This is a genomic window from Hyphomicrobium sp. ghe19, from assembly GCF_902712875.1.
Taxonomy (GTDB): Bacteria; Pseudomonadota; Alphaproteobacteria; order Rhizobiales; family Hyphomicrobiaceae; genus Hyphomicrobium_B.
This window is the reverse complement of record NZ_LR743509.1, coordinates 4,216,718-4,237,698: the sequence shown is the minus strand read 5'-3', so window position 1 is coordinate 4,237,698 and position 20,981 is coordinate 4,216,718. Positions and strand designations below refer to the sequence as shown.

Sequence of the window (20,981 nt, the reverse complement as noted above, 5' to 3'; positions counted from 1 at the left end):
ACACCGTCACGACGACACCGCATGCATCGTGGAACCCGAACCCGCATCGGAGACGCCCGTCCGCTCATCCGATACGATCGCGCCGTCCGCCATGCGGATGATGCGATCCGCCATCGCGGCAAGCTTGTTGTCGTGAGTGACCATCACGAGCGTCGCGTTCCGGCGTTCGCGCAGACCAAAAAGCAGATCGATGATCTGCCGCCCCGTTCGACCGTCGAGATTGCCAGTCGGCTCGTCGGCAAAAATGATCTCGGGCGAACGGCTGAGCGCCCGTGCGATGGCAACGCGCTGTTGCTCGCCGCCTGAGAGTTCTGCCGGAAAATGCTCGACGCGCGCCCCGAGCCCAACCTCATCCAAAAGACCGCGAGCCGTCTCAAAAGCCTTGCTGTCGCCTGCGAGTTCCATCGGCAAAGCGACGTTTTCGAGCGCCGTCATCGTCGGGACAAGGTGAAATGATTGAAACACGATGCCCATATGCGCGCCGCGCAGCATGGCAAGCTCATCCTCGGACAAAGGCCCGATGCTCCGCCCTGATACGTTGATCTCACCGCTTGTCGCCCGCTCGAGCCCAGCCATCGTCATGAGCAGAGACGTCTTGCCGGACCCGGAAGGCCCGACGATCGCCGCGGACTGCCCATGAGGGATCGCAAGCGAAACACCGCGGAGAATATGGACTGGGCCTGCGCGGCTCGTCAGAGAGAGATGCACATTGTCGAGTTTGATGATGGGTTCGCTCAAGCTAAATGCCCTGTGTTGTCATGGCCGTTGTCGTGGCGGGCTTGTACCGTGCGTGCCGAGCCTCTACGTCAGCTCGTGGATTGCGTGATGTGTGGGGCCGAAAAATGAACGATGGATTTTCCCTGGGTCCCCGCAAGTATCTGGAGGCCCAGCCAAGGCCATGGATTGCGAAAGCGGCGCTCTGGCTCATGACGATTTTTGCCTCCACGACCGCTCCCATCATGACGCCCCCATCAGCCGCTCAAGGGCGACCGGCGACGATTGTTGCCTTCGGAGATAGTCTTACCGCCGGCTATGGCGTCAAAACCACTGATTCGTTCCCCGCGCAGCTTCAGATGGCGCTTGAGGCGAAGGGGCACAAGGTCACCGTCGTCAATGCCGGCGTTTCCGGCGACACGACGTCCGACGGCTTGGCGCGGCTCGACTGGGCGCTCGACCCGAAACCCGATGCGGTGATCCTGGAGCTTGGCGCCAATGACGCACTCAGAGGCATCGACCCGAAAGTGCCGCGCGCCAATCTCGACAAGATGCTCGCCGCGTTGAAGGACAAGGGAATCCCGGTCCTCCTCACCGGCATGAAGGCGCCGAACAATTGGGGCGACGAGTACGCAAAATCTTTCGACGCGATATATCCGGACCTTGCCTCGAAATACGCCGTTCCGCTCTACCCTTTTTTCCTCGAGGGCGTAGCCTTGGATCGATCGTTCACGCAGCCTGATGGCTTGCATCCGACTGCAGCCGGTGTCGCCGAGGTCGTCAAGCGCATCATGCCCGACGTCGAAGCGCTTGTCGCAAGCGTCGAGCAAAAGGAAGCGCAGAAAAAATAACGGCGCCTTCGCCCCTCTTGCGAGCAAGGACATTCCGATGCCCCGCTTGTTCACTGCTATCGAGTTGCCGGATGATATCCGCGAAGAGCTGCATCGCCTGCGTGTGCCGCTGCCCGGCGCGCGTTGGCTGTTGCCCGAGAGCTATCACATCACGCTGAGGTTCGGCGGCGATATCGACAACGAACAAGCGCGCGAGTTCACCGCAAACCTCGCCATGATCGAACCCGACGGATTCGAAGTCCGTCTCACGGGTCTCGGCGCCTTCGGCGGCGACGATCCTCGATCGATTTTCGCCGCGGTTGAACTCCGCCCCGAACTCGAGGAATTAGCGCGTGCACACGAGAAAGCCGCGCGCAATGCGGGCTTGCCGCCTGATACGCGCGCATTCAAACCACATGTCACGCTCGCAAGATTGAAGCACTCCAACGCCGACGTCGTCGCTCGCTTTCTATCAAGTCACGGAGGCTATCGTTCCGAACCCTTCTTCGTCGGCCGAACCCTTCTGATGTCGTCGCGACCCGGCGTCGGCGGCGGTCCCTATGGGATCGAAGATCGTTTTCCCATGCGCGGATTGGGGTTTCTTGCCGACGATAGCGAAGCGAGCTGGTAGCAGCCGCTCGCTTAGGGCAACATCGTGAGGACGACCTTGCCGGTCGCCTCACGCCGCTCCAGTACCTCAAGGGCGTCGCGAATCTGCTCAAGCGGGTAAATACCGTGGAGGCGAGGTTGCAGGCGCCCGTCACGCACCCAGCGCAAGATTTGCTCCATGTTGCGGCGGTGCCCAGTCGGATCGCGCTTCACGGACTCGCCCCAGAAAACACCGGAAATCTCTGCGCCCCTGAGCAACAGCAGATTGAGAGGAATCTTCGGAATGTCCCCCGCTGCAAAGCCGACGACCAGAAACCGCCCTTGCCAGTTGAGCGCCCGCACCAGTGGTTCCGACGCCTCTCCGCCGATGCAGTCATAGACGACGTCGGCGCCGTTGCCGTTCGTCAGCGTACGCACTTTCGTCTTGAGATCCGAGCCGGGAAACAGGATCACGTCGTCCGCTCCTGCGGCTTTCGCAATCGCACCCTTCTCTTCCGACGAGACGACGGCGATCACACGAGCACCCATGAGCTTGGCGATCTCGACGGCCGCTTGACCCGCGCCTCCGGCAGCACCCGTCACGACGACCGTCTCGCCAGGCTGCAAGCGGCCGCGATCGGCAAGCCCGTGCATCGCCGTGCCATACGTCACCGAAAGCCCTGCCGCGACCGTCATCGCCACGCCGTCAGGAATAGGAATGAGTTTATCGGCATCGACGGCGACCTTCTCGGACGCTCCACCCCAATTGACGTACGCCATGACGGCTTGACCGGGGGAAATGCCCGCGTCGTTCGCGCCAATGCTCTCGACGACACCCGCAATCTCCGCTCCCGGCGAAAACGGCAACTCCGGCTTGAACTGGTATTTGCCGCGCGTGATCAGCGTATCGGCAAAATTGAGGCCCACGGCCGCCACCCGAACGATGGCCTGTCCCGGTCCCGCGACCGGGTCCGGGAGTGTTTCGACGGCGAGACTTTTTGCCCCGTCAAGGCTCTTGCAAAGAGCTGCCTTCATGTGTGACGTCCCACTCGCTGCGTATCCCTCTGACACACACGAGCAGAACACAATGTCAAGAAAAGCGACCACATGGCCGCCGCACCCGAAGGGCTATTTCGCAATCGGAGCCGAGCGGATGTCGAAGTCGCTGAACCTCGGCAATCTGATGCGCTCGGCGCACGCCTTCGGTGCGAGCTTCACCTTCACGGTCGGTGCGACCTATAAGGCCCAGGAAGCCCACGCTGATACGTCGAAAAGCCAATTGCACCTGCCCCACTACAATTGGGCGACCCTTGACGAAATGGCGCTGCCCGGCGGCTGCAAGCTCGTCGGCATCGAGCTTCTCGACGACGCGATCGACCTGCCGAGCTTTCGCCATCCCCTGCGAGCGGCATATGTGCTCGGACCGGAGCTTGGATCGCTATCCGAACCTCTGATCGAGCGCTGCGACTATGTCGTCAAGATCCCGACGTCCTTTTGCGTCAATGTCGCGATGGCCGGCGCGATTGTGATGTACGATCGCATGAGGAGCTTGGCGCGGTTCGCCGATCGCCCGATCGGCGAGGGGGGACCTTGATGGGGAAGCAGAATGTGCGGAGCATTTTGTTTATTCTATTTCTTGGTCTCGTCGCATTGAACCCAGCGCCGCGGCCGGCACTTGCCGCAGAGCAGATGACCCGTGTGGCAACCTTCGGCGACTGGGCCGTTATGGCTGACGCCAATGACCCGCACCTCTTCTGCTTCGTGACGAGCGAACCGAAAACGAGTGAGCCGCAGGACGCGCCTCGCGAAGCGCCGCGCGCCTACATTTCAGCCTGGCCCAAGGATGGCATCCGCGCCGAAGTCAGCTTCCTCATGGGATTCCGGATCAAGAAGAGCGCGCAGGGCACCGCGACGGTCAGCCCCGCAGGCTTCAGGCTCTTCGGCGCGAGCGATCGGGCCTACGTCAGCGATTCCACCCAGGAACTGAAACTCGTCGAAGCCATGCGGAAAGGCAACACGATGTCGATCGCGATCTCCTCCGATCGCGGCGCGAACGTTACCGACACCTACTCCCTGAACGGCATCGGACAGGCGCTGCAGAAGCTTCAGGAAACTTGCTTTTAATCTACGCTCGGTTCTTCGATCTGAGATGAACGTACATCGCGCCTTCGCCGCCGTGCTGGATGGCGGCAACCGTAAAACTGACGACGATTGCCCTTAGCTCGGGCTCATCGAGCCAGCGCGGAACGTTGCGCTTGAGCACACCGCGCTCCCGCTCCCCGTACCCCTCTTCCGAAAGGGCTTTGCCGTTCGTCTTGCCCTTGCCGGTGATCACGAGAACGAACCGCAGGCCGCGCCGTTGGCAGCTGAAGAGAAAGCTTCGCAGCGCCACGTGGGCTTCGTCCTGGCGCATGCCGTGAAGGTCGACGCGCGCTTCGATCTCGGTCCGGCCGCCGCGCAATTTCCGGACGCTATTGCGATCGAAGAGCGCAAGGTCGGGAGCTTTCGCCGGAGACGGCTTCGGACGCGGATTTTCGGGATGAGCGTGCGCCGAGCGCGGCTTGACCGGCAGTCTCTCAGGCTCGGCGGAAACCTTCGGCTTCGGAACGCCGGCCGCTTTGCCGCCTGCTTTTAGAGCATCGCTCGCCGGATGGAAGCGAGGCTTGGCGCGTTTCAAAGGCTCGATCGTTGCAGCGGTGTGCCGCCAGATTTCGTGATCGAGATCGTTGTCGTCGGCCGATGCCCGCCCTTTGCCACCGCCACTCTGCTTTTTCACGGTCCGTCGCTCGCGGTCTTATGCGCGTGCGATCCGTGGAGGGGCAGCAGCGCGTAAAGGTGACCCGGGTGCTTCGTCACGCCTGCAAGCCGGCCCGCCGCATCGCCCGAACCGAAGAAAATGTCGCCGCGCTCCGACCCCTTGATCGCCGAGCCGACGTCATGGGCGATCATCAGCCTGTGAAATTCCCGCGATGCGGTTGCATGTGTGATCTGCGGAGCATCGACATAGATCGGAATCCCGATCGGGTAGTACGTCGTATCGACAGCGAGACTTCGCAAAGGCTGCAGTGGAATGCAGTGAACGCCCATCGGGGCCTTGGCTTGCTCGCCCGACAGCTCCTTGAAGAAAACGTAGGAATGATTTTTCCGCATAACGGGTTTCGCCCGGTCTTTGTCGGCCTTCAGCCATTTCTTCAAAGACTTCAACGACATCTCGTCCGCTGTTAGATGACCTTCATCGATCAGCAACCGTCCGATCGAGTTATAGGGATAACCGTTCTTGCCGTCATAGGTAATCCGAACTTTATCGCCGTTCGGCAATTCGATACGGCCGGACCCCTGGACCTGCATGAAGAAAACGTCGACCGCGTCCTTGAGGTAAAAGAGCTCGAGACCCAGACCCTCGAGCCCGCCCTCCTCGATCTCGGTGCGCGTAAGATATGGCTCCAGGCCACGGTCGGTCTTGCGCTGATGTGTGAGGGCTGCCGACTTGGAACCGCGCTCGCTTTCCGGAACCATATTCACGAGGTCGTGCGGCCGTCGGTAGACCGGCACCTTGAAGGTCTTGTCCGGCGTCCGCGAACCTTTGATGTCCGGCTCGAAGTACCCGGTGAGCAATCCATCGCGATCGTTTCCCACGACCCGATTGGGCTGGAAATAAGCTTCGAAGAATTGCCGCGCGCCCTGTCGCGTTTGCGGGGTCTTCGACTTCGACAACGCGACCGCCCGCGAGCAAACATCGAGAAGCTCTTGCGGTGAACCGGCACTTCCGGGCGTCGGCTCGCGCGGACCCGCTTTCAGCAACGGCCCGCATGACGCCAGAAACGCCTTCCAGGCAGCGAGATGATCGTCCTCTTCCCAGGCGGGAAGGTCGTTGAACGAAATGGGCTCGAAGGAGATTGGGTTCGAATCCATTCGAGGCTGAGCTTTGTTCTGATGCTTATCGGCCGATGATTTTTCGGAGGATGATTTTGCGAACGCAGGAACGTGCGCAATCTGCATCGCTGCGAAAGAGAATAACAGCGCGACGAGATGAACGGGGTTGAAAAATTGCGGGCTGAACGCCCAGGAGGTGCCTGACGAACGCATGACGCTTTTCCGTGTGAAGCGGCATACCCCGCCCACACGGTCACATCGCGCTTGTTAAGCTTTTCTTAATTTGGAGCCTGAGTTGCAACCAACCGCCAATTAAGGTTGCTCCGAGCCTTGGCGTTCGAGATATCGCGGCTGAACGTCCAGATATCGGTCACGTCTTTGATCTTCTGGGAGTCGCCCGCGATGACCTCGCCGGCCTTGTCGTGAGTTGCCGAGATCAGCTCGCTGACGAAGCGCACCGTCACTGAGGCCACGCCATTCTTGAGTTCCGCCTCGACGACGTCGGCCTTCCGGATGCCGACGAACTGCTGCTCGATCGTCTCGCCGCGAGCTTCCCGCTCTGCGATAGCGGCCGTGAAACCATCGTAGACCTCTTTGCTCAAAAGGTCCTTCAGCGCCTTCCGGTTTCCTTCCGCGAACGCCGACACGATCATCTCGTAAGCGCGGCCGGCGCCAGCCACAAAGGCGTCGGGATCGAACGACGGATCGGCCTTCGCAATATCGAGGAAGCCGGTGGTTACAGCCGGATCCGAAACAGGATACGCCCTGATGCGTGCCTCGGCGTTTGTTGCAGCGGCTTCAGGCGCGGACACAGGAGCTAATGGCTCCCGATCGCGGCGGGGCATCGTGATGACGTCGGCCGACGCCGTCTCCGTGGCCGGGCGCTGACCCGCTTCCCGCTCACGCGTTTTAAGCCGCTCGACGCGCTTCTCGTCATCGTCCGTACGGTGGCCAAGCACGTTCCGAAGCTTGATGATCGCCGCAACGGCGATGATGAGAGCAATGATTGTAATAAGATCGAATTGACCGTTCATACTAAAGGTCAGCGCCTCCGGGTGACGTGGTGCCAAAAAAGGCTTCTATTGGATGGCCCGCCACCCTAGGACCCTTATCTAAGGGCCCGGACGGACGATTTGAAGATAGAACTTCTATAACACCTTAAGCATCCGGCGTCTGCCGCCCGTCGCCGCTGGCCCTTTACGACTGCATTACGGAGGCCAAGACCCGCGGCACAATGTGAATATCGTTGAACATGGGGGCCTGCTTCCTGATGGTCGATGGCCGCTGACGCTCATCCGCGCTAAGGTGCCGCAATAGTTTTGCGAGCGCTTATGTCTCAACCGTTCAAAATTGCCCTGATCCTGGCGTTGGCGGCCCTGCCCCTGCTGGAAATCGGGTTGCTGATCCGTCTCGGGCAGACGATCGGCATCTGGTGGCTCGCTGCAATCGTTCTCGGCACCGCAATCCTCGGAACTTACGTCATCCGCCGGGTCGGCCTCTCCGTCTTCGAGCGGGCGTTGTCGCGATTGGGCACCGAACGGGAAGGCTTCCCGCCGCTCTTCGATGGATTTTTGCAGGTCCTCGCCGGCCTGCTCCTAATCTTTCCTGGCGTGATCTCGGATCTGTTCGGCTTATGCCTTCTCATCCCTCAAGTCCGCCACCTCGTCATCCGGACCGGGCTCCTGAAGCTTGTCACGCTGTTCCATTATCAGGCCGAGGTCAGCCGTGAGACCTTCCGCGCCAGCACCGGAGAAACACCGGCTGGCGACGAGGGTGTCGTTATCGAGGGCGAATACGAACGCGTGAGCGAACGCCCGCTGCATCAGGGCAAAGCCGTTCAGCCCAGACGTTCGCGAAACTGAGGCGTTCGCGAAACAGAGCCATTCGGAACGTTCAAGGCGCTGACGCGACTCATGCGCTCTCCGTTGCGCGCCTGGGCATGACGTGCTAGCGACCGCGCTCCGAATTTCTCGATCCATAGATGAATTGAAGAGGGCACGATGGCCGAACAGGGAACGAATGGCAACGGCGCTGCCGCCGCGCAAAAACCCGACGGCCAAAATCCCATCCGGGCCAAGATCGTCAATCAATACATCAAAGATCTGTCGTTCGAAAATCCGAACGTTCACAAGCTGATTGCGTCGGCCGGCGACCAGCCGAGCGTCAAGGTCGAGGTCAACGTTGGCGCTCACAAGATCAACGAAGAACTCTACGAGACATCGATCGAGTTCAAAGCCACCGCATCGAACAACATCGGCACGATCTACGTGCTGGAGACGGTCTACGCGGGCCTGTTGAATATCGAAAGCATGCCGGAAGGCGCGCTAGAACCGTTTCTTCTGATCTCCGGCCCCGCGATGATCTTCCCGTTCCTCCGCCGCCTGGTCGCCGACGTAACGCGCGAAGGCGGATTCCCGCCGCTGCTTCTCGATCCGATCGATTTCGGCGCACTCTATGTTAGCCGCCAGCAGCAACGAAGCCAGGGATCAGGCCGGGCCAACGCCTGAACCCGAATGCGATTTGAGCCTGAGATCAATCTCAGGCTTCCCCGCAGAGCCTAGGCGACTGGCGTTTCACCCCAGAAACGCAGCCAGAGCGCCGATGTTTTCATTTTCTCGACGAACGTACGGTGAGCATCGGCTTCCGCTTGCCCGATCCGCGATGGTAATGGCTGCGGACGAACCGCTGCGGCCATACCCCGTGCCCCACTGCGCTGATTGCCCGACGCGTTAGCGCTCGCCGACTGCAGACCGAACGTCGCTTGACGCTCGCCGAGCAGCTCGACGTAGACCTCAGCCAAAAGCAGACTGTCGACGAGAGCGCCGTGCTTCGTGCGCTGGGAATTGTCGATCGAATACCTTTTGCAAAGCGCATCGAGCGTATTCGGGCCCGCAGGATGCCGTCGCCGCGCAATCGCGAGCGTATCGACCACCCGATCGAAGCTCAAAGCCTTCTCGCCGACGAGTCCGAGCTCGTAGTTCAAAAACATGATGTCGAACTGGGCGTTGTGAATGACGAGAACATCGTCACCGACGAACGTCAGGAACTCGCGCACGACATCCCGGAACAACGGCTTGTCGTAAAGGAATTCCGTCGCGATCCCGTGGATCTCTTGCGCTTCCCGGGGAACGTCGCGCTGCGGGTTGATGAACTTGTGAAACTCTTTCCCCGTCGGAATGCGATTGACCATTTCGATGCCGCCGATCTCGATAAGGCGATGACCCTTCTTCGGATCGAGGCCGGTCGTTTCGGTATCGAGTACGATTTCGCGCATACAGTCCGTTTCCCCCCGGAGGCGCCATCAGGCGCCGAAACTATCGTCAATACTCGGCGCCATCAGGCGCCGAGAATTATCGCCAATACTTATCGTAAGCCGTGGCGCTAAGGGGGAGTAGCTTAGTGATGATGCGATCGATTTGGCTGTTGCAGCTTTCGACCGATCCGTTGGTGTCCACAACGAAATCGGCGCGCGATCGCTTTTCGTCTTCGGGAAGCTGCCGCGCAACCACGGCCTCGAACCTGGCGTCCGTCATGCCCGCACGCGCCAGCACACGCTCGCGCTGCAGCTCGGGCGACGCCGTAACGACGACGATGGCATCGACATGCTCGTCGCGCCCACCCTCGAAGAAGAGCGGAATTTCAAGAACCGCCATCGCTGCGCCGTGTGACTTCTCGTCTTGCAGGAACCGACGCTCCGCCTCGCGAACGCGAGGATGCACGATTGCTTCGAGATCTTTGAAGCGATGAGAGTCAGCCACGAGCTGCGCTGCGAGCTTGCCGCGATCGACAACGCCGCCGGCGACCGATCCTGGAAAAGCCCGCTCGATCTCGTCGTTCAACGGACCCGCGTAAAGCCGGTGCACCTCGGCGTCCGCATCGAAAACGCTTATTCCGCGCGCACGGAACCGTGCCGCCGCGGTCGATTTGCCCATGCCAATCGAACCCGTCAATCCAACGACAAGCATCACGCCTCACGAATATTTTCTGCAACAAGCCGATAAAGGTCGGGCGTCACTTCCGGGCGAACACCGAACCACTTCTCGAACCCGGGAACGGCCTGGTGTAGCAACATCCCGAGCCCGTCCACGCCAACGAGCCCAGATTTGCGAGCGGAGCTTAACAATCCGGTCTCCAACGGGACGTAAACGAGATCCGCGACAACCGCATCGCTGGGTGCCCGAGAAAAATCGATGCCCGTATCCCCCGCGCCGTTCATGCCAAGCGTCGTCGTGTTAACGATGACGGAAACCTCCGTGATATGATCATTTCGGACGTCCCAAGGCCAAGCGGAAACACGCGCGCCGAAGTGACGCGCTATCTCCTGCGCCCGCTCGACTGTCCGGTTGTAAACGCGAATGTCGTCGCGGCCGGCTTCCAGGAGTCCGTGGATCACCGCCCGCGCTGATCCACCCGCGCCGAGGATCATGATGGGGCCCGGCGACTGCTTCCAATGCGGCGCAGACTGATCGAGATTGGCCATGAAACCGTAGGTGTCGGTATTGGTGCAGGCCAGCGCATCGCCCTCGAACCAGAGCGTGTTCGCGGCGCCGACCGCAATGGCTGAAGGAGATTGAATCTTGGCAGCCGCAAACGCAGCTTCCTTATGCGGCACCGTTACATTGCAGCCCGCAAATCCGCGATCCTTCAAGGACGCAAGAAACTGCGGCAGCTCCTCGGCTCGAACCGGCTCTTTTGTATAGGTGCCCTCGATCCCGTACGTCCGCAGCCAATACTGATGAATGAGCGGCGAGCGCGAGTGCGCGATCGGCCACCCGATGACACAGGCCCGCTTCATGCTGTGATCATCTGTTCTTCGCGAAGACGCGCGAGAAGCGCCAGCAGCGGAATGCCGAGGATCGTGAAATAATCGCCCTCGATTTGTTCGAAGAGTTGCACGCCCAGACCTTCCAATTCGTAGCAGCCAACACTGCCGAGAACGCGATCCCCCGCGCGCTTGAGATAGGCGCCGAGAAATTCGTCGGAATAATTCCGCATGGTCATCGCGGCCGTCGATGTCGTTTGCCAGTGAACGACCCCGTTTCGAGCCAGCGCAACGGCGGAAACGAGATCGTGCGTGCGCCCGCGCAGCATGACGAGATGTTCGCGCGCCTCACTGACGCTCCCGGCTTTCGAAAAAATCTTAGGGCCCAGCGCCAGCACCTGATCGGCGCCGATAACGAGAGCATCGCGATGTTCGCTCGAAACGACGCGGGCCTTTTCCGCCGCAAGCACGCTCGCAACATCCGCCGCTTCCGCGCCGGATGTCTTTTCGAGAATGGCATCTCGAATGGCCGTCTCGTCGATCTCCGCGGGAATGACCTCGAATTCGAGACCCGCCGCTTCGAGCAACGCCCGGCGCGCAACGCTGGCTGACGCGAGTATCAAATGGGTGACGTCAGACATTGACCGGGTCCATCTCCGGTTTTGATCCGGCCTTCCGGTCGTTCAAGAGCTTCAGGATCATCGTTGCAGATTCTTCGATGGACCGTCGCGTCACGTCGATGATCGGCCAGCCGTACTGAGCGGCGATCTTCCGCGTATAGGCGATTTCAGCCGATATCGTATCACGATCGACATAAGTTTCGAGATCCCGGTCGGCCATGAGGATCGCGCGATTGCGACGCACGTCTGCAATTCGATCCACATTTGCAATCAAACACACCACAAATGCCGAGTGCTGCCGGAACAGTTGCTCCGGCAGCGACACCTGCGGAACAAGCGGCAGGTTCGTCGTCTTGTAGCCGCGCTGCGCGAGATAGAGACTAGTCGGCGTTTTCGACGTCCGCGAAATGCCGAGCAATATGATGTCCGCATCACTGAGATTGTCCGGCAACCGGCCATCGTCGTGCGCCATCGTGAAATTCATTGCATCGATGCGCCGGAAATAATCGGCATCGAGAACGTGCTGTCCCGCGACCGTCGGCGTTTGTGGCGCGCCGAGATAGCTCTCGAACACCTGCATGATCGGACGCAAGACCGCCAGACACGGAATCTTGAGCCGCTGACAATGCTGTTCGAGGTCGGCGGCAAGCGCCTGGTTGACGACGGTATAAAGCACGATGCCGGGCTCGGCTTCGATGTCGGCAAGCACCCGCTTCAATTGCCGCTGAGTGCGCACCAACGGGTGTACGTGTTCGATCGCCCGAATATTCTGATACTGCACGATCGCCGCTTTCGCGATCGCCGCCAGCGTTTCACCGGTCGCATCGGAAACGAGGTGCATATGAAACAGGCTCGGCAGCGTCATGACATCGATCTCTTGCGACTGACGGGCGGCAGCCTGTTCAAAACCCCGACGTTATCCCCGGACCCGGTGGGCTCGTTTCGGGTTGAGAGAACAACCATAGGCTCACCCACCGCGATACTCACATCCGGGCAAAAGGGAAAGATGTTGTTCGACGAACGACTATCCCAAGGGACAACGGGGCTCTCCAGCCCTAGTCCAGCAGTTTTCAACAAACAGCCCTTCTGGGTTGTCGTTGCAGGGCGTTCGCAAGATATTGATTAATAGACGCTTTATCCTCCTATTGCGCTGAGCACCCCACAAGCCCTATCGCTCGTGCTACACGATCTGACTGACTGAAACCTTGTGGACAGCATGTGGACGATTCCATCATCCCCGATCCTCGCTGCCCTAAGAGTCTAAAAAATAAGCTTCAAGAAAACTTATCTGATTTGAAGTGAAGGGAAGAACGACCTTGCACGACCTGAAGGCAAACCAGCCCCTGAAGCGTTTCCTGACCCCGTTTTCGGGCAGGGCCGTCGAGCCGCCTCCCGTCTGGCTCATGCGCCAAGCCGGCCGCTATCTGCCGGAATATCGCAAGGTCCGGTCGGAAGCCGGAACCTTTCTCGACCTGTGCTATTCGCCGAAACTCGCCGCCGAAGTGACGCTGCAGCCGATCCGGCGCTACGGCTTCGACGCTGCGATTTTGTTTTCCGACATCCTGGTCGTGCCCGACGCCCTCGGCCAAAGCGTTCGTTTTGCCGAAGGCGAGGGTCCCCGCCTCGAGCCGATAAAGTCGGTTGATGATCTGCGCCGACTCACCCTATCGAACACCCACTACAAGTTCGCAAAAGTTTGCGAGACCGTCGCGCTGCTCGCCCGAGAGCTGCCGCGCGAGACGGCTTTGATTGGATTTTGTGGGGCACCTTGGACCGTTGCGACATACATGGCCGAAGGACGCGGATCGACCGACCAGGCCGCAGCGCGAAGCTGGGCTTATCGCGACCGGCAGGGCTTTTCCGAACTCATCGATCTGCTGACCGAAGCCTCGATTGTGTATCTTTCCAACCAAGTGGATGCCGGCGCCAACGCTCTGCAGATTTTCGACAGCTGGGCTGGTAGTCTCGCCGACGATGAATTCGAGCGCTGGGTCATCAGACCAACGGCGCGCATAGTCACCGAAATCCGGCGTCGTCACCCGAATGTCCCGATCATAGGGTTTCCGCGGGGAGCCGCAGCAAGCCTTCAAAAATACATCGACGGCACCAATGTCGATGGCGTGAGCTGCGATACGGCCTGTCCGCTGAGCGTCATGCAGGCGATCGCGAAAACAGGCAAAGTCGTCCAGGGTAATCTGGATCCTCTACTGCTGGTCAGCGGTGGCGATGCGCTCGATACTCGTACTGACGCGATCTGCGAGGCGATGGCTGGCCTGCCCTTCGTGTTCAACCTCGGACACGGCATCGTACCCCAGACGCCGCCCGAGAACGTCGCCCGGCTTGTTCAACGGGTCCGCGAAAAGGGAAACTGAAGCATGTCAGACGCTCCCTCAACCGTCTCGCCTCAAGCAGGCTCCCCAGCGCGCCGCGCCGCGATTGCGCTGGTGGTGACAATTCTTCTGGCCGCGGCTTTCGTCCTCATCTTCCCTGCAGATGCCTATCTCTGGATCAAATCCTTCCACGTCATCGCGATCATCGCGTGGATGGCGGCCATGCTCTATCTCCCGCGGCTTTTCGTCTATCATGCCGAGGCGCCGGTCGGCTCCGCTCAGTCCGAAAACTTCAAGGTGATGGAAGGCCGGCTTCTCAGTATCATTGCAACGCCGGCGATGATCATCGCCTGGGTGCTCGGCCTATGGCTCGCGACCGCGGGCCACTTCTGGTCGGCGCCTTGGTTGCACGCCAAAATTACGCTGGTCCTCCTGCTTTCCGGGTTGCATGGCTATCTTTCGGCTTCGGCTCGCGCCTTTCGTGAAGATCGCAACACGAAACCCGCGCGTCACTGGCGGATTATCAATGAAGTCCCGGCGGTGCTGATGATCGGCATTGTCATCCTTGTAATTGTAAAGCCATTTTGAGACTTTCCTAATCCGCGCCGATCTGCTATGAAAAATCAGTCCTCATAGGATTTTGGCAGACGGCACGTTTCGACGTTTTGATGCGTCAACGCCCGCCGGTTCATGACGAGGCGCCCGCCTCGTCGCCGTCATGCCAGGCTCATTCATCCCACCTCACCACCCGATTCCGCTTTAATGCGGCGCTCCGTGGAGTTCTTTTTCAATGAAGCAAATGAAGCTCGAGGATTTGAAGCGGAAATCCCCCGCCGAGCTCGTCACCTTTGCCGAAGAGGCCGGTGTCGAGAACGCCTCGACCCTGCGTAAGCAGGAATTGATGTTCGCGACGCTGAAGCAGCTCGCGACCCAGGAAACCGAAATTACCGCGACCGGGGTTGTAGAAGTTCTGCAGGATGGCTTCGGCTTTTTAAGATCGCCCGACGCGAACTATCTGCCCGGTCCCGACGACATTTACGTCTCACCCTCGCAGATCCGCCGTTTTGCCCTCCGCACCGGCGATACCGTCGAAGGCCAGATCCGATCGCCCAAGGATGGCGAACGTTACTTCGCCCTCCTCAAGGTCTCGAACATCAACTTCGAAGACCCCGAGAAGACCAAACATAAGAGCCACTTCGACAACCTGACGCCGCTCTATCCCACGCAGTGGCTGAAGCTCGAGATCGAAGACCCGACCATCAAAGACCTGTCGTCCCGCGTGATCGACATCGTCTCCCCGCTCGGCAAAGGCCAGCGCGCCCTGATCGTGGCGCCGCCCCGCACCGGCAAGACCGTTCTTCTTCAGAACATCGCGCATTCGATCACGGCCAACCATCCGGAATGCTACCTGATCGTTCTGCTCATCGACGAGCGGCCGGAAGAAGTCACCGACATGCAGCGCAACGTCAAAGGCGAGGTCATCTCCTCGACGTTCGACGAGCCGCCGTCACGCCACGTCCAAGTGTCCGAAATGGTCATCGAGAAGGCTAAACGTCTTGTTGAGCATAAGCGAGACGTGGTTATCCTGCTCGACTCGATCACGCGCCTAGGTCGTGCCTACAACACGGTTGTACCGTCTTCCGGCAAGGTTCTGACCGGCGGCGTCGACTCGAACGCGCTGCAACGGCCGAAGCGCTTCTTCGGTGCGGCACGCAATATCGAAGAAGGCGGCTCGCTGACCATCATCGCGACCGCGCTGATCGATACCGGCTCGCGCATGGACGAAGTCATTTTCGAAGAGTTCAAAGGTACCGGCAACTCGGAAATCATTCTGGACCGCAAGGTCTCCGACAAGCGCGTCTTCCCGGCGATCGACGTATCGCGCTCGGGCACACGCAAAGAAGACCTGCTCGTGCCGAAAGATCAGCTCAAGAAGGTCTACGTCCTCCGCCGCATTCTGAACCCGATGGGTACAATGGACGGCATCGAGTTCCTGATCGACAAACTCCGGTCCACCAAGACCAACGGCGAGTTCTTCCAGTCGATGAATACGTAATCAAAAGGCGGCCTGACCTGGCCGCCTTTTTCATATCTAACTCTATTCTTCGAACGGCCAGAACGGCCTGAGTTCCAGCCGCCCGGCGCGCGCCATCGGATGTTTCGCGGCGATGGCGATGGCACCCTCGATGCTATCGCATTCGAGAATGTCGAACCCGACAATCACTTCCTTTGTTTCCGTGAACGGCCCGTCGGTGATGATAACCTTCCCGCCGCGCACGCGCACGGTCTTGGCATCTCGCGCTGGCCGCAGCCGTTCCCCGGTAATTCGCCGGTCCGCCGTTTCTTCCAGCCATCGCTCAATTTCGCCGGGCTTCTCCGCCGAGGCATCCGGCTCGGCGTCCGTCGCGACGAACATCATGTACTTCATAGCTCCTATCCTCCGCATATCGGCCTTCGACGGAAGACGATTGGAGCGATGTCGATCCTACAAAATGATTCACGTGAAAAAGGCCGCTTCCGAGAGCGGCCCTTTTATTGGTCGATTACCGGCGTCAGGGCTGTCATCCTCGGCTTTATGCCGAGGATCCATCAGGCACCGAGCGCACAGCCGAATGGATCCTCGGGACAAGCCCGAGGATGACATTTCTCTTCAGATTGAATGAAACTTACTCCGCCGCGTGAAAGATCTGGTCGCGCGCTTCCTGCGCCGGCGTCTTGGCGGCGAGCTTCTTATAGCGCTCCGGTTCGCCCTTGCCGGGCTCGTAGTAGAACGGCAGCAGCAGCTGCTCGACGTAGCTCTTCGGAAAATTCGGTAGCTCGTCGACGCCCATATCCTTGGACGTGATCTCGCGCTTCGGCTTGTCGCTGAACGTGCCGAGCATCCGATCCCAGATTGTCAGAAGCAGGCCGAAATTGCAGTCGCCTTCCGTGCCCCAGTTCACGTGGTGCATGTGATGCAGGCGGCCAATCGACAGATGTTTCTGCAGCGGACCGAGACGCGCATCGACATTCGAATGCTGCACGATCAGCGTCACCGAGATCAGGAAGCCCAGCACCACTGCGACGGGAACGGGCATGCCGATGATCACGAGCGGCATGTTGCCGACGACCATATCGATGACTTGATGGATTGGATGGCGGATGACGCCGTTGTAGCCGTACAGTCGGCCGACACCGTGATGGACCGCGTGCAGCCTCCAGAGCGGCGCATAACGGTGGCTCAAGTAGTGCATCATCATGAACGCGAAGTCGGCGACGAGGAACGCGATCAGGACCTGCGTCCACATCGGCCAATGCGTCGGCCAGATACCCTGGAACGGGAAAAGCCAGCAGATGACCGGGATCAGGAAGACGCCATTCATCGCTGACAATTCATAAGCCGCGATGTGCGCAGTGTTGGCGGCCATGTCGCCGTGTTCGGAGTGATCGTTCCACTCATCGAAAAACGGGGCGATCTTCTCGGCTGCAAATGAAGTTGCATAGGCGACTGCGAGCAGCGGAACGAGCCAGAGATATGCCCAGCTGTTGCCCCGCGCGACGACGAGCTCGCTCACCACCCAATAGGCGGCCGCGGTCAGCCCGAACATCATGAAGGGGGCATATCCGTATCGAACGATTTCGCGAAGAAGCTTCATGCAGCGCAGCCTTTCCACCTAGCCTCTATATCGCTCTGAGGCTGGTTCAGCCAAGCGTTTGAACTCTGGGACGTTTCAACGCGGTAAAGAGTCATCGAAAAGTTTCATCACTCGTTTCGCCCCGCGACGCTCTGAGGCGCTCGAGGAATTCCTCAGGCGCATGCAAAGGCGCGCTGCATGTCGGACCGGTGCACACATAAGCCGTTGATCTGCCTCCAATGCTGGACTTACCGCCAAGAGCTGATTGACTGCTTAACGACGTTGCCGTTGCAGCGATGAACTCGACGTCACCGGGTAACGATATTTGGCGCAAAACCGTCGCAAGGCGATCATCGCTGTCGCCAAGGACTGCAACCTGAACCAGACGATCCAAATCCAGTTCCGCGGCGATAAGACCGCAGTGCCCAGTCGGCGTCCGAGCCGCCGAGCCCGCAAAGGCACGTTCGAGTTCCCGCGCCCGGTCGTCGTACCGGCTCTCGCCGGTCAGGGCGTTGAGCACGATCAAATTGGAAAGCTGGATCGCGTTGGCGCTCGGAACCGCATCGTCCGAGGCCGTCTTGAGGCGAACGACGACATCGGTCGTATCGTCGGCCGCCGTGAAATAGCCGCCGCCCTCGCCATCCCAATAATGCTGATCGAGAACCTCGGCCCAGCGCTGCGCCTGGGCGAGATAGGTTTCCGATTGCGTCGCGCCAAACAAACGAAGCGCGGCCCAAGTCATATTCGCATAATCCGATGCAGTCGCCGGAGCCTTCGCGAGACCATCGCGATACGAATGGAAAAGACGATCTCCACCCGCTGAGAGCTTCGTCGTGACACACGTGAACGCGCGCTCGGCGAGCGACAGCCATTCCAGATTTTCGAAGACGACCGCAGCGCGCGACAGCGCGGCGATCATCAACCCGTTCCAGTCAGCGAGGATCTTGTCGTCCCATCCCGGACGAATGCGCAACGCGCGACGCGAAAGAAGCTTTGCACGCATCGCCGCCAGACGCGCTTCCTCATCATCCGAAAGCAAAGCCAGCGAGTCGAGACGATTGAGAATTGTGTGCCCTTCGAAGTTGCCGTTGGGCGTCACGCCGTAAACGCGGTCGAAGAATTCCGCATCCTCAGTGCCGAGAACCTCCGCGATTTCCGCCGCGCTCCAGACGTAGAACTTGCCTTCTTCGCCTTCGCTGTCGGCATCGAGAGACGCTGCGAACCCGCCGGCTTCTCCGATCATCTCATTCATCAACCACGCGACGGTTTCGGCGATACGGATTTTGAAGAGAGGCTCCTGCGTCTCGCGCCAAACCTCCGTCATGAGATCGATCAGCAGTGCGTTGTCGTAGAGCATCTTTTCGAAGTGCGGGACGAGCCAAAGCTCATCGACGGAATAGCGCGCGAAGCCTCCGCCAAGATGATCGTAGATGCCGCCCTGGCAAATATTGCGAAGCGTCGTAACGACAGCGTCTTTCGCAGTTTTCTCTTCGAACCGGATGGCCCCGCGCCACAGGAGCCAGAAGATGTTCCATTGCGGAAACTTCGGCGCCCCCGAAAGGCCGCCGTGCTCGCGGTCGACCGCACGCGCGATGCGCTGAACAAGATCGCGAACGTCAGGACCAGGCACATTCCCGCGAGCGTCCGTAACAGCATCGTCCTTCAGCGATGCGAGAAGCGCCTCGGTGTTCTTGCGCACATTGTCGGGCTGGTTCTGATAGGCCTCCGCGATGCGGAGAAGAACGGTCACGAACGCCGGACGCCCGTAGCGTGATTCACGTGGAAAGTACGTGCCGCCCCAGAAGGGTTTTGCCTCGCTGTCGAGGAACATCGTCAGCGGCCATCCGCCCTGCTCGCCGAGCCGATGCAGCGCGCCCATGTAGATCGCATCGATGTCGGGACGCTCCTCGCGATCGACCTTGATGTTGATGAAGAGGCTGTTCATCACCTCCGCCGTCGCTGCATCCTCAAAACTTTCGTGAGCCATCACGTGGCACCAGTGGCATGCGGCGTACCCGACGGAGAGCAGAATGGGTTTCCCCGTCCGCTTTGCTTCGGCAAGCGCTTCGGGACCCCACGCCCACCAATGCACGGGATTGTCTTTGTGCTGCAGGAGATAGGGGCTCGTCTCGTACTTCAGCCGGTTTTCGCTCATTGGACTCAGTGGCGTTAGGAGGGTTTTCGTGATCGAGTTGCACCCGACGGCGTCTACGAGTACGCGAACCAAATGAATGAGGCTTCAACTATCTTCGCGCTCTCGAGCGCACCGGGACGCGCCGGCGTCGCCGTGATCCGCGTATCGGGTCCGGCAGCCCAGCAGGCTCTCGAAATGATGTCGGGACCATTGCCGAAGCCGCGCTTCGCTGCTTACCGCACCATCAAGCATCCATCGACCGGAGAAGCGCTCGATAGAGCCGTCGTCATTTGGTTCAAGGCGCCTTCGACCGAAACAGGCGAGGACATCGCCGAGTTCCAGATCCACGGAAGTCGCGCCGTCATCGCCGCGATCCTGTCGGCGCTGGGTAAAATAGCCGGATGCCGGTTGGCGGAGCCCGGCGAATTTGCCCGTCGCGCCTTCGAAAACGGCAAGCTCGATCTCGCTGAGGTCGAGGGCCTGGCCGATCTGATTGACGCAGAAACCGACGCCCAACGTCGGCAGGCCCTGGCACAAACTGCGGGCGCTCTCTCGAAGATCTACGAAAGCTGGCGAACCCGATTGATCGAGATTGCAGCGCTGACCGAAGCGGCAATCGATTTCTCCGACGAAGGCGATGTCTCGGCGTCGTCGTTCGCGGAAGCAAGAAAACGCGCTGTATCGCTGCAAAAGGAAGTCTCCGCGCATCTCGACGACGGCCATCGCGGCGAGATCCTCCGCGACGGCTTTCGTGTCGCGCTGCTGGGGCCGCCGAATGCGGGCAAGTCGAGTCTGCTGAATGCCCTCGCCCGCCGCGAGGCCGCAATCGTGTCCGCCGAAGCCGGTACGACCCGCGACGTCATCGAGGTTCGGCTGGATCTCGCTGGCCTCCCGGTCATCGTTTCCGACACCGCCGGCATCCGCGAAGCCGCGAGTGAAATCGAACGCGAGGGCATCCGGCGCAGCCTCGCCGCCGCTCGCGACGCCGACCTGGTGCTGTGGTTAACGGAAAATTCTGAATCGATTCCGCCACTTAGTTTTTCACGTGAAACAAGTCTTGAAATCCGTTCCAAACAAGATCTTGAATTCGATTCCCAATTCAAGGGCTTAGCGATTTCGGCCAAAACCGGTGCCGGGATCGACCAGCTCATCGCCGAGATCGCCCGCCGCGCTCATGCCGCTGTCGGCTCAGGCACCGAACCGGCGTTGACGCGAGCCCGGCACCGCGAAGCCCTGGAAAATGCCCTAAAGGATATCGGCGCCTTCCTTAATGGCCCGGACGAAGCCATCGAGCTCCGGGCAGAAGATGTGCGCCGCGCCGCTCACGCGCTGGGCCGGATCACCGGCCGGGTCGACGTCGAAGACGTCCTTGACCAAATTTTCAGTCGATTCTGCATCGGCAAGTGAGTCCAAAAGGTTTCACGTGAAATGATTCCCGGATTCGCAAGCCCCCATTTTTCAGACTCCTGTGGGCAACGCTGGCGACATACCGCCTTTTGCGCGCTCCCCGGATGCG

General features: G+C 60.0%; 23 protein-coding genes. 10 read left to right on the top strand and 13 right to left on the bottom strand.

Annotation, left to right across the window (positions count from 1 at the left end):
• Positions 1–6 precede the first annotated feature (6 nt).
• On the bottom strand, positions 7–738 hold the full coding sequence (locus tag AACL53_RS20080; RefSeq protein ID WP_339086369.1) for an ABC transporter ATP-binding protein: 732 nt from the start codon (positions 736–738) through the stop codon (positions 7–9).
• 221 nt (positions 739–959) lie between these two features.
• Between AACL53_RS20080 and AACL53_RS20075 the strand changes: the two genes are divergently transcribed.
• Both AACL53_RS20075 and thpR read left to right on the top strand, forming a co-directional pair.
• Positions 960–1,565 carry an arylesterase gene (locus AACL53_RS20075; RefSeq protein WP_339086999.1) on the top strand — a complete coding sequence of 202 codons (606 nt, stop codon included), beginning with the start codon at positions 960–962 and terminating at the stop codon, positions 1,563–1,565.
• Positions 1,566–1,602: 37 nt separating this feature from the next.
• Complete coding sequence (thpR, locus tag AACL53_RS20070) at positions 1,603–2,175, top strand: RNA 2',3'-cyclic phosphodiesterase (RefSeq protein ID WP_339086368.1); 573 nt, start codon at positions 1,603–1,605, stop codon at positions 2,173–2,175.
• Between the two features lie 11 nt (positions 2,176–2,186).
• On the opposite strand, the gene AACL53_RS20065 is transcribed toward thpR, so the two are convergent.
• Positions 2,187–3,167 (bottom strand): NADPH:quinone oxidoreductase family protein, encoded by a 981-nt coding sequence (locus AACL53_RS20065; protein WP_339086367.1) that lies wholly within the window; start codon positions 3,165–3,167, stop codon positions 2,187–2,189.
• A gap of 52 nt (positions 3,168–3,219) precedes the next feature.
• On the opposite strand from AACL53_RS20065, the gene AACL53_RS20060 reads away from it, so the two are divergent.
• Together AACL53_RS20060 and AACL53_RS20055 are read left to right on the top strand one after the other, a co-directional pair.
• The gene (locus tag AACL53_RS20060) at positions 3,220–3,726 is read left to right on the top strand and encodes an RNA methyltransferase (protein WP_339086366.1); all 507 of its coding nucleotides are present in this window, start codon (positions 3,220–3,222) and stop codon (positions 3,724–3,726) included.
• Positions 3,726–4,256, top strand: coding sequence for an invasion associated locus B family protein (locus AACL53_RS20055; RefSeq protein WP_339086365.1), 531 nt, complete (start codon positions 3,726–3,728; stop codon positions 4,254–4,256). Before AACL53_RS20060 ends, AACL53_RS20055 begins: the two co-directional genes overlap by 1 nt.
• A 1-nt stretch (position 4,257) precedes the next feature.
• Here the strand turns inward: AACL53_RS20055 and AACL53_RS20050 are convergent, their stop codons facing one another.
• The 3 genes from AACL53_RS20050 to AACL53_RS20040 all read right to left on the bottom strand — a co-directional run bounded on the left by AACL53_RS20050 (position 4,258) and on the right by AACL53_RS20040 (position 7,039).
• Entirely contained in the window at positions 4,258–4,908 is a 651-nt protein-coding gene (locus AACL53_RS20050; protein WP_339086363.1) for a Smr/MutS family protein, read from the bottom strand.
• Complete coding sequence (locus AACL53_RS20045) at positions 4,905–6,218, bottom strand: murein transglycosylase A (RefSeq protein WP_339086362.1); 1,314 nt, start codon at positions 6,216–6,218, stop codon at positions 4,905–4,907. Before AACL53_RS20045 ends, AACL53_RS20050 begins: the two co-directional genes overlap by 4 nt.
• Before the next feature lie 65 nt (positions 6,219–6,283).
• On the bottom strand, positions 6,284–7,039 hold the full coding sequence (locus AACL53_RS20040) for a Tim44/TimA family putative adaptor protein (protein WP_339086997.1): 756 nt from the start codon (positions 7,037–7,039) through the stop codon (positions 6,284–6,286).
• A gap of 297 nt (positions 7,040–7,336) precedes the next feature.
• Here AACL53_RS20040 and AACL53_RS20035 point away from each other — a divergent pair, with 297 nt between their 5' ends.
• Together AACL53_RS20035 and secB are read left to right on the top strand one after the other, a co-directional pair.
• A complete protein-coding gene (locus tag AACL53_RS20035; RefSeq protein WP_339086361.1) occupies positions 7,337–7,867 on the top strand; it encodes an FxsA family protein in 531 nt (176 codons plus the stop codon).
• A gap of 138 nt (positions 7,868–8,005) precedes the next feature.
• A complete protein-coding gene (gene secB / locus AACL53_RS20030; RefSeq protein WP_339086360.1) occupies positions 8,006–8,512 on the top strand; it encodes a protein-export chaperone SecB in 507 nt (168 codons plus the stop codon).
• 50 nt (positions 8,513–8,562) lie between these two features.
• Here the strand turns inward: secB and dnaQ are convergent, their stop codons facing one another.
• The 5 genes from dnaQ to AACL53_RS20005 all read right to left on the bottom strand — a co-directional run bounded on the left by dnaQ (position 8,563) and on the right by AACL53_RS20005 (position 12,252).
• Positions 8,563–9,279, bottom strand: coding sequence for a DNA polymerase III subunit epsilon (gene dnaQ, locus AACL53_RS20025; RefSeq protein WP_339086359.1), 717 nt, complete (start codon positions 9,277–9,279; stop codon positions 8,563–8,565).
• 76 nt (positions 9,280–9,355) lie between these two features.
• Positions 9,356–9,970 carry a dephospho-CoA kinase gene (gene coaE, locus AACL53_RS20020; RefSeq protein WP_339086357.1) on the bottom strand — a complete coding sequence of 205 codons (615 nt, stop codon included), beginning with the start codon at positions 9,968–9,970 and terminating at the stop codon, positions 9,356–9,358.
• Positions 9,970–10,800 (bottom strand): shikimate dehydrogenase, encoded by an 831-nt coding sequence (locus AACL53_RS20015; protein ID WP_339086356.1) that lies wholly within the window; start codon positions 10,798–10,800, stop codon positions 9,970–9,972. Before AACL53_RS20015 ends, coaE begins: the two co-directional genes overlap by 1 nt.
• Positions 10,797–11,408, bottom strand: a complete 612-nt coding sequence (locus AACL53_RS20010; RefSeq protein ID WP_339086354.1) for a Maf family protein — start codon at positions 11,406–11,408, stop codon at positions 10,797–10,799. The genes AACL53_RS20015 and AACL53_RS20010 overlap by 4 nt, the downstream gene beginning before the upstream one ends.
• Entirely contained in the window at positions 11,401–12,252 is an 852-nt protein-coding gene (locus AACL53_RS20005; protein ID WP_339086353.1) for a pyruvate, water dikinase regulatory protein, read from the bottom strand. Before AACL53_RS20005 ends, AACL53_RS20010 begins: the two co-directional genes overlap by 8 nt.
• 451 nt (positions 12,253–12,703) lie before the next feature.
• Here AACL53_RS20005 and hemE point away from each other — a divergent pair, with 451 nt between their 5' ends.
• The 3 genes from hemE (at position 12,704) to rho (ending at position 15,773) form a co-directional block, all read left to right on the top strand.
• Positions 12,704–13,759 (top strand): uroporphyrinogen decarboxylase, encoded by a 1,056-nt coding sequence (gene hemE / locus AACL53_RS20000; RefSeq protein WP_339086352.1) that lies wholly within the window; start codon positions 12,704–12,706, stop codon positions 13,757–13,759.
• A gap of 3 nt (positions 13,760–13,762) precedes the next feature.
• Positions 13,763–14,305, top strand: coding sequence for a protoporphyrinogen oxidase HemJ (gene hemJ, locus AACL53_RS19995; RefSeq protein ID WP_339086350.1), 543 nt, complete (start codon positions 13,763–13,765; stop codon positions 14,303–14,305).
• Positions 14,306–14,507: 202 nt separating this feature from the next.
• On the top strand, positions 14,508–15,773 hold the full coding sequence (gene rho, locus AACL53_RS19990) for a transcription termination factor Rho (RefSeq protein WP_092868747.1): 1,266 nt from the start codon (positions 14,508–14,510) through the stop codon (positions 15,771–15,773).
• Positions 15,774–15,815: 42 nt separating this feature from the next.
• Here the strand turns inward: rho and AACL53_RS19985 are convergent, their stop codons facing one another.
• From AACL53_RS19985 to AACL53_RS19975, 3 genes are all read right to left on the bottom strand, one after another.
• Entirely contained in the window at positions 15,816–16,145 is a 330-nt protein-coding gene (locus AACL53_RS19985; protein WP_339086347.1) for a YciI family protein, read from the bottom strand.
• Between the two features lie 238 nt (positions 16,146–16,383).
• A complete protein-coding gene (locus tag AACL53_RS19980) occupies positions 16,384–17,352 on the bottom strand; it encodes a sterol desaturase family protein (RefSeq protein WP_339086346.1) in 969 nt (322 codons plus the stop codon).
• 91 nt (positions 17,353–17,443) lie between these two features.
• A complete protein-coding gene (locus AACL53_RS19975; RefSeq protein ID WP_339086345.1) occupies positions 17,444–19,486 on the bottom strand; it encodes a thioredoxin domain-containing protein in 2,043 nt (680 codons plus the stop codon).
• Positions 19,487–19,558: 72 nt separating this feature from the next.
• On the opposite strand from AACL53_RS19975, the gene mnmE reads away from it, so the two are divergent.
• On the top strand, positions 19,559–20,872 hold the full coding sequence (gene mnmE, locus AACL53_RS19970) for a tRNA uridine-5-carboxymethylaminomethyl(34) synthesis GTPase MnmE (RefSeq protein WP_339086344.1): 1,314 nt from the start codon (positions 19,559–19,561) through the stop codon (positions 20,870–20,872).
• Positions 20,873–20,981 lie beyond the last annotated feature (109 nt).